The sequence below is a fragment of the Streptomyces sp. PA03-5A genome, from assembly GCF_033792725.1.
Lineage (GTDB): Bacteria > Actinomycetota > Actinomycetes > Streptomycetales > Streptomycetaceae > Actinacidiphila.
The window spans coordinates 45,122-63,065 of the sequence record NZ_JARAVL010000032.1; the positions used below are offsets into that span (position 1 = coordinate 45,122).

General features: G+C 73.7%; 15 protein-coding genes. 9 read left to right on the top strand and 6 right to left on the bottom strand.

Annotated features, from left to right (window positions below):
• Positions 1 to 188: 188 nt before the first annotated feature.
• The 3 genes from PV410_RS32610 (at position 189) to PV410_RS32620 (ending at position 2,474) form a co-directional block, all read left to right on the top strand.
• Positions 189 to 1,103: a LysR family transcriptional regulator gene (locus tag PV410_RS32610; RefSeq protein ID WP_500329354.1), complete on the top strand. Its 915-nt coding sequence runs from the start codon at positions 189 to 191 to the stop codon at positions 1,101 to 1,103.
• Between the two features lie 104 nt (positions 1,104 to 1,207).
• The gene (locus tag PV410_RS32615; RefSeq protein ID WP_500329355.1) at positions 1,208 to 1,921 is read left to right on the top strand and encodes an SDR family NAD(P)-dependent oxidoreductase; all 714 of its coding nucleotides are present in this window, start codon (positions 1,208 to 1,210) and stop codon (positions 1,919 to 1,921) included.
• Positions 1,922 to 1,985: 64 nt separating this feature from the next.
• A complete protein-coding gene (locus PV410_RS32620; RefSeq protein WP_500329356.1) occupies positions 1,986 to 2,474 on the top strand; it encodes an ATP-binding protein in 489 nt (162 codons plus the stop codon).
• A 39-nt stretch (positions 2,475 to 2,513) separates the two neighbouring features.
• On the opposite strand, the gene PV410_RS32625 is transcribed toward PV410_RS32620, so the two are convergent.
• Positions 2,514 to 3,395: a GNAT family N-acetyltransferase gene (locus tag PV410_RS32625; protein ID WP_500329357.1), complete on the bottom strand. Its 882-nt coding sequence runs from the start codon at positions 3,393 to 3,395 to the stop codon at positions 2,514 to 2,516.
• A gap of 434 nt (positions 3,396 to 3,829) precedes the next feature.
• Positions 3,830 to 5,107 (bottom strand): MFS transporter, encoded by a 1,278-nt coding sequence (locus PV410_RS32630; RefSeq protein WP_500329358.1) that lies wholly within the window; start codon positions 5,105 to 5,107, stop codon positions 3,830 to 3,832.
• A gap of 149 nt (positions 5,108 to 5,256) precedes the next feature.
• Between PV410_RS32630 and PV410_RS32635 the strand changes: the two genes are divergently transcribed.
• The gene (locus tag PV410_RS32635; RefSeq protein ID WP_500329359.1) at positions 5,257 to 6,015 is read left to right on the top strand and encodes a site-specific integrase; all 759 of its coding nucleotides are present in this window, start codon (positions 5,257 to 5,259) and stop codon (positions 6,013 to 6,015) included.
• A 60-nt stretch (positions 6,016 to 6,075) separates the two neighbouring features.
• Here the strand turns inward: PV410_RS32635 and PV410_RS32640 are convergent, their stop codons facing one another.
• Positions 6,076 to 6,909 (bottom strand): class II fructose-bisphosphate aldolase, encoded by an 834-nt coding sequence (locus PV410_RS32640; protein ID WP_500329360.1) that lies wholly within the window; start codon positions 6,907 to 6,909, stop codon positions 6,076 to 6,078.
• Between the two features lie 131 nt (positions 6,910 to 7,040).
• On the opposite strand from PV410_RS32640, the gene PV410_RS32645 reads away from it, so the two are divergent.
• Positions 7,041 to 7,829 carry a DeoR family transcriptional regulator gene (locus PV410_RS32645; protein ID WP_500329361.1) on the top strand — a complete coding sequence of 263 codons (789 nt, stop codon included), beginning with the start codon at positions 7,041 to 7,043 and terminating at the stop codon, positions 7,827 to 7,829.
• A gap of 168 nt (positions 7,830 to 7,997) precedes the next feature.
• Entirely contained in the window at positions 7,998 to 8,918 is a 921-nt protein-coding gene (locus PV410_RS32650; RefSeq protein WP_500329362.1) for an SIS domain-containing protein, read from the top strand.
• A 110-nt stretch (positions 8,919 to 9,028) separates the two neighbouring features.
• Here PV410_RS32650 and PV410_RS32655 read toward each other — a convergent pair whose 3' ends face one another.
• Positions 9,029 to 10,009: a ricin-type beta-trefoil lectin domain protein gene (locus tag PV410_RS32655; protein ID WP_500329363.1), complete on the bottom strand. Its 981-nt coding sequence runs from the start codon at positions 10,007 to 10,009 to the stop codon at positions 9,029 to 9,031.
• Positions 10,010 to 10,181: 172 nt separating this feature from the next.
• Here PV410_RS32655 and PV410_RS32660 point away from each other — a divergent pair, with 172 nt between their 5' ends.
• The 3 genes from PV410_RS32660 to PV410_RS32670 are packed head-to-tail and all read left to right on the top strand — an operon-like array spanning position 10,182 to position 16,457.
• Positions 10,182 to 10,775, top strand: a complete 594-nt coding sequence (locus PV410_RS32660; protein ID WP_499509416.1) for a sigma-70 family RNA polymerase sigma factor — start codon at positions 10,182 to 10,184, stop codon at positions 10,773 to 10,775.
• On the top strand, positions 10,772 to 11,941 hold the full coding sequence (locus tag PV410_RS32665) for a hypothetical protein (protein ID WP_500329364.1): 1,170 nt from the start codon (positions 10,772 to 10,774) through the stop codon (positions 11,939 to 11,941). Before PV410_RS32660 ends, PV410_RS32665 begins: the two co-directional genes overlap by 4 nt.
• 19 nt (positions 11,942 to 11,960) lie before the next feature.
• Positions 11,961 to 16,457, top strand: a complete 4,497-nt coding sequence (locus PV410_RS32670; RefSeq protein ID WP_500329365.1) for an FtsK/SpoIIIE domain-containing protein — start codon at positions 11,961 to 11,963, stop codon at positions 16,455 to 16,457.
• 106 nt (positions 16,458 to 16,563) lie between these two features.
• Here the strand turns inward: PV410_RS32670 and PV410_RS32675 are convergent, their stop codons facing one another.
• Together PV410_RS32675 and PV410_RS32680 are read right to left on the bottom strand one after the other, a co-directional pair.
• On the bottom strand, positions 16,564 to 16,863 hold the full coding sequence (locus PV410_RS32675) for a hypothetical protein (protein WP_158689870.1): 300 nt from the start codon (positions 16,861 to 16,863) through the stop codon (positions 16,564 to 16,566).
• 48 nt (positions 16,864 to 16,911) lie between these two features.
• Entirely contained in the window at positions 16,912 to 17,781 is an 870-nt protein-coding gene (locus PV410_RS32680) for a hypothetical protein (protein WP_500329366.1), read from the bottom strand.
• Between the last annotated feature and the right edge of the window lie 163 nt (positions 17,782 to 17,944).

Sequence of the window (17,944 nt, forward strand, 5' to 3'; positions counted from 1 at the left end):
CCGATCGACTATTGTGTCGTCGACCGGCCGGTCCCGCTACTTGTCCCGGTCGGGAATTCCGACCGGCCCCCATCGTGGGCGCGCCGGCGGGACGTGCGCCAGGACCGGTTTCCTCCCTGCTGCGAGGCTGCGACTCCCACACGCCCCCCGTGACGGAGATCCGGCAGGCCAGGCCCTAGCATGGCGGCGTGGAGCTGCGTCAACTTCGGTATTTCGTCGCGGTCGCCGAGGAGCTGAACTTCGGGAGGGCGGCCGAACGGCTCCTCATCGCCGGGCCCTCGCTGTCCCAGCAGATCAAGGCGCTCGAACGCGACCTGGGGGTCAGGCTCTTCGACCGCGACCGCCGGTCGGTGTCGATCACCCCCGCGGGCTCGGCGCTGCTCCCGCACGTCCGGGCGCTGCTGGAGCGCGCCGACGACGTGGGGCGCCGCGCCAAGCAGCTGGCCGGCTCGGAGGCGGTGCGGCTCGGCTACACCAACTGGCTCCCCGCCGACCTGGCGGCCCGTGCGTCCGCGGTGGCCCGGCTGCACGTGGACGCGTGGGTCGGGCCCTCCCACACCCAGGCCGCCCGGGTGGCCGAGGGCGGCTTGGACCTCGCGATCTGCTGGGTGCAGACGGCGGACCTGGAGCGGTGCGGCCTGCGGTCCCGGCTCCTGGGCGCGGACCTGCTCTACGCGGTCTCCACCGGCGACGACACCAGTGCCGTCCGGGCCGAGGACACCGTCGTCCTCCTCGACGACGACACCACCACCTGGCAGTCGTGGAACGTCTACGCGGAGCGTTTCGCCGCCGACACGGGGGCCCGCACGATCCGTATCTCCGACGGCGGTATCACCGGCAGCGGATTCTTCGACCACGTCCGCCGCTGCCGCGGACCGGTCGTCAACTCCCCGAAGGGCCAGACCGCCCCGCTCCCTCCGGACCTGGTCAAGCGGCCGGTGATCGCGCCCGAGGTCTACTGGACCTGGTCGCTGGTGTGGCGCGCCGACGAGGTCCGCGACTCGGTGCTGGCCGTGGTGGACGCCCTGGCCGAGGGCGTGGGCGACCTCGGCATCCACGGCCCGGACGTCTGGCTCCCCGACGGCGATCCCTACAAGCGATAGATTTTTGGCGGTATGCCGGAATCGTCGCTCGGTCCTCGCGGTTATAGGTGACCGGTCGGCTACTTCGCCGGCGCAGTCCACACCCCATCCGTCGGGAGCAGGTCATGAGCGTTGAGGGTCAGAAGGTCGCGGTCGTCACCGGTGCGTCGCAGGGCATCGGTGCCGGTCTGGTCGAGGCGTACCGGAAGCTGGGGTACGCGGTGGTGGCCACGTCGCGGAACATCGGCGAGTCGGCGGACCCGGGGGTGGCGGCGGTGCGCGGGGACATCGCCGACTGGGACACCGCGGAGCGGGTGATCGCGACGGCGGTGGAGCGGTTCGGCCGGGTGGACACGCTGGTCAACAACGCGGGGATCTTCGTGGCCAAGCCGTTCACGGAGTACACCGAGGAGGACTACCGGGCCGTGATGGCGGTGAACCTGGACGGCTTCTTCCGCGTCACGCAGCTGGCGGTGGAGCGGATGCTCCAGCAGGGCGGGGGACACGTCGTCCAGATCTCCAGCAGCCTCGGGGACCAGCCGGACGCGAAGGTGACGTCGGTGCTGGCGTCCCTGACCAAGGGCGGCCTGCAGTCGGCCACGAAGGCGCTGGCGACCGAGTACGCGACGCAGGGCATCCGGGCGAACGCGGTGGCGCTGGGGACGATCAAGACCCCGATGCACCCGGTGGAGACCCACGAGATGCTGGCGGGCCTGCACCCGGTGGGACGCATGGGCGAGATCGACGACATCGTCGAGGCCGTCCTGTACCTGGAGAGAGCGCCCTTCGTGACCGGTGTGGTGCTCCCGGTCGACGGCGGCCAGAGCGCGGGCCGCTGACGTGCGCCGGCCTCCGCCGTGGTGGGAGGCAGGGCCTTCCGCCGCGGAGGACGCCGGTCGTGGCGTGCCGACCGGCCGTCGGACCAGCTACGGCCTGGAACGACTCCTGGACGTCCTGCCCGCGGCGCCCCGCCCGTGGCGGCTGCGCCACGGGCGGGTGCACGACGCCGTCCTGTGCTTCCCCGTCCGGCACGGCCCGCGCGAGCTCGGCACCCAGCGGCGTCAGGTGCGCAGCCCCCTGGACCTGCCGGAGGTGCCGGAGGAGGCCGCGGACGACGCCCTCCTGGTCGTCTCCGAGCTGGTCACCAACGCCGTCACGCACGGCACCTCCGAACACGGCCGGGGCCTGCCGATCGTCGCCGCCCTCGCGCCGGACCACGGTCTGACGGTCCGCCCCGGCGCCGGTGTCTGCTGGGCCGACCTGCCCCTGGACCGCCCCCGGCGGTGCGGCGCAGGCGGCGACCAGGCGGCATGCGTCGCGCTGACGACGGCGTTCGCCGCGCTTCTGCTCGTCGCGGTCTTCACGGCGGGCTGCCTGCTGCAGCTCGTCTGAGACGGGGCGAGGGAGGAGCCCGCGCCCCGTCCCGGCGCCCTACAGGTCGAGCTGGTACTCGATCGCCCGGTGCGTGGGTCGGTAGCCCAGCGCGTCGTTGATGTTCCGCATGGGCCGGTTGCCGTCGGCGGTGTCGGTCAGCAGACCGTCGAGTCCGGGGTGGCGCTCGCGCGCCTGCCGGATCGACTCGGCCTTCATCCACCGCCCCAGGCCGTGTCCCCGGTGCTCGGGCAGGACTGCGGTGCCGTAGTGCTGGCCGTCGCCCTTGCCGTCGCCCGGGACGACCAGCTCGGTGAACCCGGCGATGGAGCCGTCCGCATCGTCGACGGCCACCACGGTGTGCAGCAACTCCCCTCGCGCCTCGACGGCTTGGGCGGCAGCACGGACCCGGTCCACGTCCCAGGTCACCGTGCCGTAGGCGACGTCGTCCATCGGCATGTCGTCCATGGCCCGGCGTGACGCGGCGAACGTCGTGGCGAGGTCATCGGGCACGGTCCCGTGCCATGACGCCAGCCGGTATCCGGGGTGCGGACGCTCGACGAGTTCACCGAGGGCACTGATGTCCACGTCGGCCATCGGGAGCCGGGCGAACGTCAGCGCGAGGGCCCTGCGGAAACCCCGTGCCAGGAGGAAACGGTCGCCGGGCGAACCGGCCTCGGCCTGGGCGATGACGCAACGCCGGCCGTCCGCCCGGGCAGCCGCCACGGCCGCGGCGAGCAGCCGCGAGCCGACGCCGCGGCGCCGCTCGACCGGATGGACGTGGAGCTTCAGTTCGGTGAGGTGTTCCTGCCCGGGACCGCTGAACAGGCGCAGGAACGCCGATCCGAGAGGAATCGCGTCCGCGTCGCTCGCCAGCCACGCCAGCCGGTAGCCGGACGGGCCGTGAGCGGGGTCGGTCAGTGGGGTGATGCGCATGGACAAGGTGTCTCCGTCGTGAGGAGGTGGGAAAGGGAACGCGGGACCGACTGCCGGGCACTCCTGCACATGTGCCGCACACCTCCTCGTCGACGAAGCCGGCCGGTGACACCCGGTCGGCCGGGGGACGCTAACGGTTCCCGCAGGTCGACGGCAACCCGATTCGGATCCGGCAGCCCGGGACCTCGCGGTCCCCCTCGACGGCTTCGTCACGGCCTCGCCGCCGCGCGTGAGCTCCGCGGTGACGACCTCGACGTCGTCCTCATGGCCGGCGGCGTCACGATCGGCCCGGCGCTCGACGCCGGGCGGTCGACACGCTCACGCTGCACCTTGCCCCCGTCCGGCCGGGCGCCGCACGCCGCTGTTCACCGGCGCAGCGTGACCCCGACCTCGACCGTGACGCACATGACCCACGACCGCCCCTGACGGCCCCGCAGGGCTCAGGACGAGGGGGAGGGGCTGCCCACGCCCTGTTGCTCCCCGCCGGGGGCCGGGGCCGTCGACCCGGGCCGCGGGAGGGCCGCCCGTACGGCGGGAAGCGTCAGGACCAGGGCCACGGCCGCGAGTTGCCAGACCGCACCGAAGCCCAGCACCCCCGCGACGCCGAACAGGACGGACACCGGACCGGCCGCCGCGAGGCCCACCGGCCCGAGCGCGAAGGCGCCGAAGGTGCCGTAGGCGCTGACCCGGGCGAGCGCACTTGGCGGCACCTGGGACTGCGTGGCCGTGGCGTAGAGGGTGCCGCACACGGCCGAGCCGACTCCGGCCGCCAGCGCGGCGGCGCAGATCCAGGGCAGCGGCAGCCCGGTGGCGAGGGCGGCCGACGGCATGGCCCAGCCCAGGGTGGCGGCCGTGCCCACGAACAGCGGCCGGCGGGGCCGGCGCCCCAGCATCGCCACGCCGCCCGCCACTGCTCCCGCCCCGTACAGGGCCATGACCAGGCCCCAGGAGCTCGGCCCGCCGAGATTCCGCTGGGCGACCAGCGGCCCGAGGACGAGGAACGGCGCCCACACGAAAAGGTTGAACAGGCAGACGTGGACCGAGGTGACCCACAGCCAGGTCCGGGAGCGGAACTCCGTCCAGCCCTCGCGCAGCTCCGCGACGAAGGACGAGGCAGGCCCCGCGGCCCGGACGGTCCGCGGCAGCAGGAGCAGGGCCACGACGCTCACCCCGTAGCTCACGGCGTCCACGGCGAGGACCGCGGAGGCGCCCGCGGCCGCCGTCAGGACGCCCGCGATCGCCGGGCCCGCGATCGAGGCCGCCGATCGGGCCACGCCGAGCAGCGCGTTGCCGTCGGAGAGCGCGTCACCCGGCACGATGCGGGGGACGAGCGCGTCGAGAGCCGGGGTGAACAGGGCCTCGGCCGCGCCCCAGACGACGACCAGCGCGATCAGCGTGACCATGTGCGGATCACCGCCGAGGAGGGCCAGGGCGAGGCCGGCCTGGGTGAGGCAGCGGGTGACGTCCGCGGCGAGCATCACCTGCCGGCTGCCCCACCGGTCGGTGAGGACGCCTCCGGCGAGCAGGACCAGCACCAGCGGCAGGATCCGCGCCGCGAGGACCAGGCCGAGCTCGGTGCCCCCGCCGCCGGTCTCCAGGACCGCGAAGGCCAGCGCGACCGACGCCATCGACGATCCGAACAACGATGTGGTGTAGCCGATGAAGAAGCGCCGGAAGTCGCGTTCGCGCAGGACCGCGGGGCGGAGATCGAATGCCATGGGCGCAGCGTGCAAGGGGCGCGCGGCGACACGCCAGGCCCGCGAAAGAAATTATTGAGTCGGGTCGAATCAATTTAGGATGGCAGCAGTTCACACCGCAGGGTGATTTACTGCGGTCGATCTCGGGATCGACAGGGGAGGGGCGTCGCATGACCCAGCCGGTGGAGTACGCCGTCGCTGTCGACCGCTTCCTCGCCGCCTCCGGGCTGGGCGCAGGCTCGCGGCGGGTCTACCGGATCGCGCTGGCCACCTGGGCCTGGGGGCTCGTCGACCGCCCCCTGCCCGTCGGCGGAGGGCGCCGTAACGCCGAGCCCCCGGCGGTACCGCTGGCCCTGCTCGACGCACCGGGTACCGCGGGGCGGCTACGCGAGGCCTTCACGGCACGGTCCGCGGCGGTCGGTGCCCGCACCGCCAACCGTGAACTGTCGGTGCTCTGCAGCGCCGTGACGTGGTGGCGTGCGCAGGGCTGGCTGTCGGGCGACCCCACGCAGGACCTGCGGGCGCTGCCCGTGCCGAAGGCACGCCGAGCCGGGGCCGGACTCGGCGCCGACCAGGTGCGTGAGGTGCTCCGGCTGTCCGCGCCGCTGCGGGAGCAGGCGTTCTGGCATCTGCTCCACGAGACCGGGGCCACCATCGAACGGCTGCTCGCGCTGGACGTCGACGACCTCGACCTGCCGGACCGCCGCACCCGCCGGAGCACCGGGGTGCCGCTGCGCTGGGGGGACGGATCGGCCCGGTTGCTGCCGCTGCTCGCCCTCGGGCGGGTCGACGGGCCGCTGTTCCGCACCGGCCGCGGGCGGCTCTCCTACCGGCGCGCCGCGGAGTTGTTCACCGCCGCCACGCGCCCGCTGGACGTGCGGGGGCGCGGCTGGACGCTCCGCCAACTCCAGGCGGCGGGCCGGCGCTGACCCGTCCGCCGCCCGCCGCCCGCCGCCCGCCGACCAGCGTCCGGCGTCCTGCGTCCTGCGTCAGCCGAGGACCCGCAGGGCGCTCTCGACGGCGGCGGCCATCTGCGTGCGCGCGGAGGAGAGGTAGCGCCGCGGGTCGACGGTGGCGGAGTCGGCCGAAAGGAAGCCGCGCACCGCGCCGGTGAAGGCGATGTTGAGTGCCGTACCGATGTTGATCTTGACCATGCCCGCGGCGACGGCGCGCCGCAGTTCGTCGTCGGGGACGCCGGTGGAGCCGTGCAGGACCAGCGGGACGGTCACCGCACCGCGGAGACGGGCGATCAGGTCGTGGTCGAGCCGTGCCGTGCGGGTCGTCATGGCGTGCGAGCTGCCGACGGCGACCGCGAGGGCGTCGATCCCGGTGGCGGTCACGAAGGCGGCAGCCTCGTCGGGGTCGGTGCGGGCCCCTGGGGCGTGCACGCCGTCCTTGCCGCCTATCTCGCCGAGTTCGGCCTCCAGCCACAGACCGTGGTCGTGCGCCCAGTCCGCCGCGGCGCGCGTGGCGGCGACGTTGCGTTCGTGGGGGAGGGTGGACGCGTCGTACATCACGGAGCCGAAGCCGCAGTCCGCGGCACGGCGCAGCAGGGCCTCGTCGGTGACGTGGTCGAGGTGGAGGCCCACGGGGACCGCGGCCGACTCGGCCACCGCGGCGGTCGCGCGGGCGATCGGGGCGAGGGAACCACCGTGGAAACGGACCGCGTTCTCGCTGATCTGGCAGACCGCGGGGCGTCCGGCCGCCTCCGCGCCGGCGACGACCGCCTCGGCGTGCTCCAGGGTGATGACGTTGAAGGCGCCGATCCCGCGCCGGTCGGCGTGCGCCGCGCGGACGAGTTCGGCGGTGGGGACCAGCGGCATGACGCGGCGACCTCTCGATGGAATGATGTTGAGCGAAGATGATGGTTCGACCTGGAAAAGGCGCAGAAGTGTGCGCTGCCACGCGTGGGCGCGGCGCCGGGCCGGCACACCCACCGACAGGGGGCGAGGAGATGGCGGGACCACAGGCCCGATGGAGCGCGCTGCTGGAGATGCTGACCCGCGACGGGAGCGTCGAGGTCGAGGCCGCAGCAGCCGAACTGGCGGTGTCCGCCGCGACGATCCGGCGCGACCTGGACGAACTGGCCCGGCAGAACATGGTCACCCGCACCCACGGCGGCGCCGTGATCAACGCGATCGCCTATGACCTGCCACTGCGTTACAAGGCCGCCCGCAACGCCCCGGAGAAGGAGCGCATCGCCCGGGCGGCGGCGGCCCTGGTGAAGCCGGGCACGGTGGTCGGACTCAACGGCGGCACCACGACCACCGAGGTCGCCCGCGCCCTCGCCGCGCGCGCCGACCTCGGCGACAGCGGCACCGAGACCGCGCTGACCGTCGTCACCAACGCGCTGAACATCGCCGGTGAACTGGCCGTCCGGCGGCACGTGAAGCTGGTGGTGACCGGCGGTGTCGCCCGGCCGGCCTCGTACGAGCTGATCGGGCCGCTGGCCGCGGAACTCCTCGCGCAGCTCACCCTCGACCTGGTCTTCCTCGGCGTGGACGCCATCGACGTCACCCATGGCGCGGCGGCCCGGCACGAGGGCGAGGCGAGCATCAACCGTGCGCTCGCCCGGCGCGCCGAGCGGGTCGTGGTCGTCGCCGATGCCTCCAAGTTGGGGAAGCGTGCCTTCGCGCGGATCTGCCCGGTCGAGGAGGTCGACGTCCTGGTGACGGACCGGGACGCCCCGACCGCGCTCACCGAGCCCTTCGCGGCGGCGGGCGTGGAAGTCGTCCGCGCCTGACCTGGCCTGCCGTCGCACCGGCCGTCTCCCCCTTCCGCCGTCCCGCCACCGTATGAAGCTGCATGCAATTTTCTGCAGGAAAATTGCTAGGGTCGAGCAACTTCACACATGATGCTCGACCGGGCGTGCTCGGTGTCAAGGGCCGCCGGACAGGGACGGAGTCCATCGATGAGCGAGAGCAGGACCGAGACCGAGATACGGACCCAGCCGGAGTGCTGGCGCCGCGCCATCGGGCTCGCGGACGACGCGGAGACGGCGGCGTGGCGCGCCGCGATGCCCCGGGCCGGTGAACGGGTGGCGGTGGTGGGCTGCGGCACCTCGTGGTTCATGGCGCACGCCTATGCCCTGCTCCGCGAGACCGCGGGGCAGGGTGAGACGGACGCCTTCGCCGCTTCGGAGATGCCGGCCGGCCGGGCGTACGACCGGGTCGTCGCCCTTACCCGGTCCGGCACGACGACCGAGGTGCTGGAGGTGCTGACCCGGCTGCGCGGCACCACCCCCACGGTGGCGGTCACCGCCGATCCCGCCACCCCGGTCATGGAGCTGGCCGGCGCGGCGGTGGTGCTGGACTTCGCCGACGAGACCTCGGTCGTCCAGACGCGCTTCGCCACCACCGAACTCGTCCTGCTGCGCGCCCTGCTGGGGGAGGACCTGACCGGACTGCCCGCCCAGGCGGAGGCGGCGCTCGCCGCGCCGCTGCCCGACGGGCTGCTGGAGACCGAGCAGTTCACCTTCCTCGGCCGCGGCTGGGCCTACGGCGTCGCGCAGGAGGCGGCGCTCAAGATGCGGGAGGCGGCCGGCGCCTGGACGGAGGCGTACCCGGTCATGGAGTACCGGCACGGCCCGATCAGCGTCACCGGGCCCGGCCGGGTGGCCTGGTGGTTCGGCGACCCCGCGGACCTCCCGGCCGGGCTGGCGGGGGAGATCGCCCGCACCGGCGGACGCCTGGTGGCCCTGGGGCGCGACCCGCTCGCCGACCTGGTCGTCGTCCAGCGGCTGGCCGCCGCGCTCGGTGCCGCACGCGGCCTCGACCCGGACGCGCCCCGCCACCTGACGCGCTCGGTGGTGCTGGCGGACGGCCGGGGCTGACGGGCGGGCCGACCTACGACCCCCGACCCCGTCCGCCGTGACGTGAACGCCGTCCCCGCCCCGAGGAGGGTCGGGGACGGCATCACGTGCGGTTTGTCATGTGCGGTTTGTCAGGACTTGTACCACTTTTGGTTCTTCGTCCCGTAGCACGTCCACAGCTGGAGCGGGGTGCCGGCGGCCGTGCCCTTGTCGACCACGTCGACGCACTTGTTCTTGTTCGTCAGGTCGCTGGACGTGTTGAGCCTGAACTGCTGGGCCCAGCCGCCGTTGCAGCGGGCCAGTTGTATGACCGCACCGTCCGTGAACGAGGCGGCGGCCAGGTCCATGCACATGCCGAAGGCGCGTACGGTCCCGTCGGAGCGGAAGTCCCACTTCTGCCAGGCGCCGCCGTCGCAGTCCTGGATCTGCAGCCGGGCGCCGTCGCGGCCGGTGCTGTTCTTCGCGCCGCTGACCGCGATGCAGCGGCCGCTCTGCGAACTGCGGATCCGCACGCCGGGCACGATGGCGGGCTGCTGCGTCTTGCTGGGTGTGGGCTGGCCGGCCGACGAACCCGATGTGGAGCCCGACGAGCCGCCGGAACCGCCGGAGGCCGAACCGCCGCCGGTGGCCGAACCGCCGCCGCTCCCGCCGCTTCCGGTGCTCCCGCCGCCTCCGGTGCTGCCGGGTTCACCGCCCACTGCCGGAAGGCCGCCGCCGGTGCTGCCGGTGCCGCCCGCCGCGCCCCCGCCGTTCGTGCCTCCCCGGGGCCCGGAGGCCGGCGGGACGTTGCCGCCCCCGGCGGGGGAGCCCTTGGTTCCGTTCGTGCCGGGCGACGCCGGCAGGACGCCGCTCTGCGAAGCGCTGGGTTGGACGGCCGCCACCGGGTCGCCCTTGCCGCCCCCGTCGGGCAGCACGTCAATTCGTGCCATCAAGGGCACGACCAGTACCGCGCAGCCGATGACGGCCGACGTGGTCGCCAGAACGCTCCACGCCCGCCTGTCCGGCAGCAGCCGCCGGTGCGGCAGCGAGGGGCGTCGGGCGAAGGTGTCCGCGAAACGGGGCGTGGCCCCGTCGAGAACCTCGGGGTCCCGTGGATCGGGATGGGGAGGCACGTGGTCTCCTGTCGGCTCGGGAATCTGCGCGGAAGCGTAGGGCGCGCGTCCGCCCTTCGATTTCGGCAAGGTGAACAATAGTTTAAGATTTCACCAAGTGTGACAGTGAATGATCGAATATGCGCCAACACTGTGGTCAGAGCATCTCGTTCAGCAGCTTAATCTTTACGCCATGTGTGTGAACGAGTCCGACTGTCGTGAGGGCGAGGCGGACATCCTCGCGGACCACGACACCGGCGGCGCCGACGAACACAGTGCTGTCGCCAGCCTGATCATCGCCGAGCGGGACAGTCTCCGGAGGTTCGTCACCGGCCTCATGGGCCGCGACGTGCATGCCGCGGAGGACGTGCTGCAGGAGACCCTGCTGCGTGCCCTGCAGCGCGCCGGGCGGCTGGACGTGCACGAGCGTCCGGTCCGCATGTGGCTCTTCCGGGTCGCCCGCAACCTGGTCGTCGACCATCGCCGCCGCGACCGCTCCGTGCCCGTCGGCATCACCGCCGCGGACTTCGCGGGCACCGCGCTCGACCACGCCGGCGACCACGCCGGTCTCGTCGAGGACCGGTCCGTGCTCCTCGCCGCGCTGAGCGCCCTGCCGCCCGCGCACCGCGAGGCCGTGGTCCGGGTGCACGTGATGGACCAGACCGGGGCCGACGCCGCCGCCGAGATGGGCGTACCGCGGGGCACCGTCAAGTCCCGGACCCACCACGGCGTGCGGGCCCTGAGGGCCGAACTCGCCCGCCGCGGCGTGGACGGAGTGGCCGCGTGAACGTCCCCGCCGGCTGGACCCGGCTCATCGCGCTCATCGGTCTGCTGATCCTCGTCGTCGTGGTGGCGCACTGGCTCGTCCGCCGCAAGGGGGGCTGGGGCGCACTGCGCCGCCGTGTCGTGCGCGAACTGACGACGGCCGCACGCGCCTTCGCCACGCCCGTCCGCACGCAGGTGCGGCACCGCAGCGGCCTGCGTGTGCTCGCGCGCCTGCTGCGCGACGACGCCGGGTGGACGGATGCGGCGACCGCGCTGCGCCGCGCCGCCGCCGAACGGCCCGGCGCCCGGCCGTACGCGACGCTGCTGGGCACCGACGTCGTCGGCGTGTACGTCGCCCACGGCCACGGCGAGGGCGCGCTGCCCGAACCCTGGGCCCGCGACGCGGCCGAGCCGCGCCTGTGGTGGATCGGCCGCGCCGACCTCGGCACCGCACCGGAGACCGGGCACGGCGGCGAGGCCCCCGTGCTCGTCTGCCTCGGCAGGGCCGGTACGGACGCGGTGCTCCTCGACCTGACGGCCGTTCCCCCGGCGGTCTCCGTCACCGGCGAGCGGCGCACCGCCCGCGCGGTCCTGCAGGCCCTCGCGGCCCAGCTCGACGCCCGCCTCCCCGCTGGTCGCGTCGTGGTCGGCGCCGGGGTGCACCCCCGGCACGACGGCCCCACCGACGTCTTCGAGCGGCTCGACGCCGGCTACGCCGTGAGCGCCGAGGCACCGGAGCGCAACCGTCCGGCCCGCGTGCGCCTGCTCACCCTGGGCGTGGCCCACCACAGCACCCTGATCCTGGAAGCGGACCGGGACGGCCACCTGCGCCTGCACGGAGGCCCGCCCGCCCTCACCGTCGACGCGCTGCCCCTGGCCCGCGCCGTCGCCCGGCTGGTACGCACCCTGCCGCCCGTCCCCGGGGACGACGGTGGCTCCGGTCCGAACCCGCCGAAGTTGCTCGGCACCCTGTCGGCCGACGACGACCTCGTCGAGACCGGACTCCCGCCCACCGCCATGGCCGTCTCCGCGACCGCCCCCCGCCCCGAGCCCGCCCCGGCCGCCCCCCGCCCCGAGCCCGCCCCCGCCGCCACCGAACACGGCGACGAGGACGGCGACCTCGCCGAGCCGACCGCATTCGGACCGGCGGGCGTCTCCGCCGCCACCGCACGCTCCTCGTCCTCGTGACGCCCGAACTGGGAAGACCGTGAACCTCACCATCACCACCGTCGACGGCGCGGACGGCGCGCGCCGCGACCACCTCGTAGGGCTGCCACCGCGCACCACCGTCGCGGACCTCTCGGAGGCCTTGGACGGGGCGCGAAGCCGCGACCTCTACCTCGACGGCCGCCGGCTCGACCCCGACGCGCCCGTCGATGCGGCGGGACTGCGCGAAGGCGGCGTCCTGGGCCTGGGTGCCCCCGGCAAAGACCCCGACCGGGTACGCGTCGGCGCCGGGACCGACGCCGGACCGGTGCTCGCCGAGGTCCACGTGGTCTCCGGACCGCAGGCCGGGCGCACCTGGCGGCTCGGGTTCGGCAGCCACGAGGCCGGCTCCGGACCGCTCTGCGCGATCCGTCTCGAGGGCGACGGCGTCCCCGAGGGCGGCCTGTGGGTGACGGTCGGCGCCGACGGCTCCGCCCACTGGCACCGCACCAGCACCGCGCCCGGTGACGACGTGCGCGGCCGGGTTGCCGCGCCCCCGCCGGACGACGCGGTCACCGCCCTGCGCCGCACCCGTCCGCACAAGGTCACCACCGAGCGCACCGCCGCCCAGGGGCAGCCGGTGCCGTGGCCGCCCGGCGAGGACCTGACCGTCGGCTCCGTCCTGCTGAGGATGAGCGCGCCGGTCGAGGCGGACGCCGCCGTCACCGAGTCCGCGGACGGCTTCGGCATCGACTACAACCGCCCGCCGCGCATCGCCCCGCACCTGGACGGCGAGCGGGTGCGGCTGCCCTCGCCGCCCTCGCCCCCCGCCAAGCGGCCCTTCCCCGCGGCCATGATGATCGCCCCGGTGATCATGGGCTTCTTCATGGTCGCCATCTTCAAGTCGTACTACTTCCTCGCCTTCATCCTGCTCGGCCCGATGATGATGGTCTCCAACTGGGTCACCGGCCGGCGCACCGCCCGCAAGGAGTACGAGGAGGCGGACCGGCAGTACAACCGGCGCCGGATCGTGGTCGAGGACGGCGTCCGCGAGGCCGTCGCCCGCGAGCGCCGGGTACGCCATGTCACCGGCCCCGACCCCGCCGCCGTCGCCCTGATGGCCACCGGGCCGGGCAGCCGGCTCTGGGAGCGGCGCCGCCACGACCCCGACCACCTCGTGCTGCGGCTGGGCACCGCCGACCAGCCCTCGCTGCGCGAACTCGAGGACCCCGCCCGGGACGAGAACCACCGCACCATCCGCTGGAACATCCCCGACGCCCCTATCGCCATGGACCTCAGTGGCCATGGCGTGGTGGGCGTGGCCGGCCCCGCCGCCGAGGTGCAGCCGCTCGCTCGCTGGATGGCCGTGCAGGCGGCGGTGCTGCACACTCCCCGCGACCTGCGGATCGTGCTGCTCACCGATTCCAGCCGCGCCGGCGACTGGGCCTGGGTGCGCTGGCTCCCGCACGTGCGGCCCGCCGCGCCAGGCGGCCCGCTCGTCCTGATCGGCAACGACCCAGAGTCGACCGCGGCCCGCGTGTCGGAACTGGTCGCGCAGATCCAGGTGCGCAAGCGGGCCACGCGCTCCGACCGCAACGCCGCCCCCGTAGGCCCCGACGTCCTGGTGATCGCCGACGGTGCCCGGCGGCTGCGCGACGTGCCCGGCATGGTCCAGGTCCTCACCGAGGGCCCGGCCGTACGCGTCTTCAGCCTGTGCCTCGACGACCAGGAGCGGCTGCTGCCCGAGGAGAGCACCGGTGTGGTGCTCGCCGAGGCCGGCCGGCTCACCGTCAAGCGCCCCGGCACGCCCGACGTCCCGGGGGTCCGCGCCGACCACGTCACGCCCGAGTGGTGCGAGCAGGTCGCCCGCGCCGTGGCGCCGGTCCGCGACGTCAGCCCCGAGCACGACGCGGGACTCCCGCAGCGGGTGAAGCTGCTGGACCTGCTGAACCAGGAACCGCCCAGCGCCGAGAAGATCCTGGCGGGCTGGCGCTCCCGGCCCTCCGCCACCTCCTTCGTGCTCGGCAGCGGCTTCGAGGGCCCGTTCTCCCTCGACCTCGTGCAGGACGGCCCGCACGGACTGGTCGCCGGCACCACCGGCTCCGGAAAGTCCGAGCTGCTGCAGACCTTCGTCGCCTCCCTCGCCGCCGCCAACCGGCCCGACGAGCTGACCTTCGTCCTCGTCGACTACAAGGGCGGCAGCGCCTTCAAGGAGTGCGCGAACCTGCCGCACACCCTCGGCATGGTCACCGACCTCGACGCCCACCTGGTCGAGCGCGCCCTGGAGTCGCTGGGCGCCGAGCTGATGCGCCGTGAGCACGTCCTGGCCGCGGCCAACGCCAAGGACCTCCCCGAGTACCAGGCCAAGCGTGCCGCCGACCCCACCCTCGCGCCGCTTCCGCGGCTCCTGCTGGTGATCGACGAGTTCGCCACCCTGGTGCGCGAGGTGCCCGACTTCGTGCCCGGACTCATCAGCATCGCCCAGCGCGGACGGTCGCTCGGCATCCACCTGGTCCTGGCCACCCAGCGTCCCGCCGGTGTGGTGACCGCGGACATCCGCGCCAACACCAACCTCCGGATCGCGCTGCGCGTCACCGACCAGTCCGAGAGCCAGGACGTCATCGACGTCAACGACGCCGTCGACATCTCCGCCACCACCCCCGGCCGTGCCCTGGTGCGGCGCGGGCCGAAGTCCGCCGAGCCGTTCCAGACGGCCTGGGTCGGCGCCGAACGGCCGCGGCCAAAGAGCGAGGCGGAGACCGAGGCCGACAGCGGCGCGCGCAAGCCCGTCGTGGCGTCGGAGCTGTCCTGGGACGCACTCGGGCGGGCCGCGGCCCCGCCGGCGTCCGAGGTCGTCCTCACCCGGAGCGCCCAGGCACCCGCCCCCACCGACCTCCAGGTCCTGGTGGAGGAGATCCGCACGGCCGTGGACCAGCTGGAGGACTACACCCCGCAGCCCAGCCCCTGGCTGCCCGCGCTGGAGCGCCGGGTCCTGCTCGACGACCTCGACGCGATGAATCCCGTCCGCGAGGGACGCCTGCTGATCCCCTACGCCCTGGAGGACGTGCCGCAGCTGCAGCGGCGCCACGTGGCCGCCGCCGACCTCAGCAGCTTCGGCCACCTGTACGTCATCGGTGCGCCCCGCTCCGGCCGCACCCAGGTGCTGCGCACCCTGGCCGGTTCCGCCGCCCGCCACCAGAGCACCGCCGACGTGCACTTCTACGGCATCGACGCGGCCGGCGGCGGCCTGGCCGCACTCACCACGCTCCCGCACTGCGGCGCCGTCGTCCCCCGCCACGACACCGAGCGGCTGGAACGGCTGCTGCGCCGGCTCAACCAGGAACTCGTCAGCCGCCAGGAGCTGGCGCAGCGGCACAGCGCCACGGGTATCGACGAGCTCCGCAAGGTGCTTCCGAAGGCCGAACGCCCGGCGCACATCCTGCTGCTGGTCGACGGCTGGGACGCCCTGTCGGCCATGCTCGACGAGCACGAGTACAGCCACATGTACCAGGACATGGTCCGCCTGGTCCGCGAGGGCGCCGGCGCGGGCATCCACTTCATCGGCACCTCCGAACGCTCCCTGCTCAGCGGCCGCATGGCGGCGCACAACGACCACCGGCTGCTCCTGCGGCCCGGCGACCGCTCCGACGTCCAGGCCGTCGGCATGAAGCCCGGCAAGCTGCCGGCGGAGATCCCGCCCGGCCGCGGCTGGCACGTCCTGACCGGCACCGAGACCCAGGTCGCGCTGCTCGCCCCCGGCGGCGGCACCGAGCAGGTCGAGGCGCTGCGCAAGATCGGGGCCGCGGCGCTCAAGCGCGACGCGCGGGTGCCGCAGGAGCGGCGCCCCTTCACGGTGGCCTCGCTGCCGCGGTCGGCGGAGTTCGCCGACGTCTACGACAAGGTGCCCGCGGGGCAGCGGCGGCCTCTGTGGGGCCTGCTTGGCATCGGCGGCGACGGGGGAGAGCCGGTCGGCGTCGACCTCGCGGGCGCGTCCGCGGTGTTCGGCGTCATCGGCCCCACGGGGTCCGGGCGCAGCAACACGCTGGCCTCGTTGGCGGTCTCGCTGCTCGCCGGCGGTACCTCACTGGTCGTCCTCACCCCGCGCGAGTCCCCGCTGCGCGGACTCAGCCGGCACACCACGGTGCGCGTCATCACCGACACCGAACCGACCGAGGAGGCGGTGCGCTCCGCGCTCGCCGCGCTGCCCGGCCCGCGGGTGGTGATGGTCGACGACGCCGACCTGCTGGCGATGTCCGGCGCGGACAAGCTCCTCAAGGAGATCACGGTGTCCGGCCGCGACCAGGGCCTCGGCCTCGTCTACGCCGCGACCGCCGACGGTGTCCAGGGCGGCATGAGCGGCTGGATGTCCAGCGCCCGCAAGGCCCGCCGGGGTCTGCTGCTCGGACCGAAGAGCACCACCGAGGGGGACCTGATCGGCGTACGGCTGCCGCACGCCATCACCCGGGTGGCACCCCATGCGGGCCGCGGCTGGACCGCGGGACCGGGCAACGAGGTGATGGCGCTCCAGGTGCCGCTGACCTCGCTCCGCACGGAGTGACGCCCGAGCCGTGGCCCGCACCGGAGCGCGGGCCACGGCACGGGCCCCGGACACCGCGAAGGGCCGGACGGGAGACGACTCCCGCCCGGCCCTTCGCGCGCGTCCCCTACTTCTTGTTGAAGTTGTTCGCGACCTGGGTGTCGAAGTCCTCGGCGCCCTTGGCGATCGAGGTGAACGCCTCACCGAAGTTCTCCAGGCCGTGGATGGCCTGGGTGAGACTGCCGGTGAACTGCTCGTAGGCGTCACGGATGGCGGGGCTGGCCTGGGGCAGCACCAGCTCGTCGTTGAGCATGCTCTCGACCTGGCCCTTCAGGCTCCCGAGCCGGGTCATCCACTCCTGGCAGGTGGCCGCGTGAGTCGCCGCCCGCTGCCGGACGTCCTCGGGAACGATGTGAATCGCGGGCATTGCATCGCCTTTCTCTTCTGATGACTGGCCTGGGGGTGGTGTCCCCGATCAGGCGATCTTCGGGTTGGTGCCGCCGTGGGTACCCGGGTTCTGCGGATGAGTGTCCGGGTTGTTGGGGTTCTTCGGGTCGTGCGGGTCCTCGCCCGGCTTGTTGCCGCCGGACCACGTCCACTCCGGCGTCTTGCCGTCGGAGCCCTTCGGGCCGCGGGTGTACTCGGTGTGGCTGCCGTCGCTGCCGGTGACGGTCATGGAGCCGCTGCCGTCGCCGTTGATGTTGGCCACCGTGTGCGCGGTGCTGCCGTCGGGATAGGTGGTCTCCGTCGTGTAGCTCGGGCCGTTGTAGGTGGTGGTGGATTTGTACGTGTTGCCGTCGTACTTGACGGTGGTCACTTCCTTGGTGACGTTGCCGTCCTTGTCGACCTCCACGTGCGAGTCGATCGAACCACCGTTGGGTGTGTCGACGTGGAAGTCGGGGGGCGTGTCACCGGGGTTCGTGGCGGAGCAGAAGTCCGGCAGTTCGCCGGGCCCCTCGCACTCCTTGAGGTGGTTCTGCTTGTAGTCCCACAGGTCCTTCTTCTGCCGCCAGTTCTGAACGTGCAGATTGGCGCTCATCACACCGATCTCGGCGCCCAGCTCGGAGTCGAACTCGCGGAACGCCTCGCCCACGCCGCCGAACGCGGAGGCCAGCTCCTTCAGGCCCTTGTCCGCGCGTTTCATCGTGCTGCTGGCGTTGGTGTGGAAGAGCGACATCGCACTGGCGACGCCCTCGTGCCCGAGGATCGCCTCCGCCTCACCGCTGCCCGAGCCGAGGCGGCCGAAGACGCCCTTGTTGATGAGCGGGTCGATCTCGCCCGCCAGGGCTTCCAGGTCGCGCTTCGCCGCGTTGAGGACGTCGTAGTCGATTTTGATCTCGGGCACAGGGGACCTCCGGACGGTCCTTGGAGAATCCGGTCACCACGACCACGCACCACGCCCCCCGCCGGTTCACCGCCGCGCACGGGTTTGACCCACGTCACATGAACCACGCGCGTGCCCCGCGCGTGGTCCACGTGGAGAGCTCCGCCGTGCTCCTCTGCGCCGA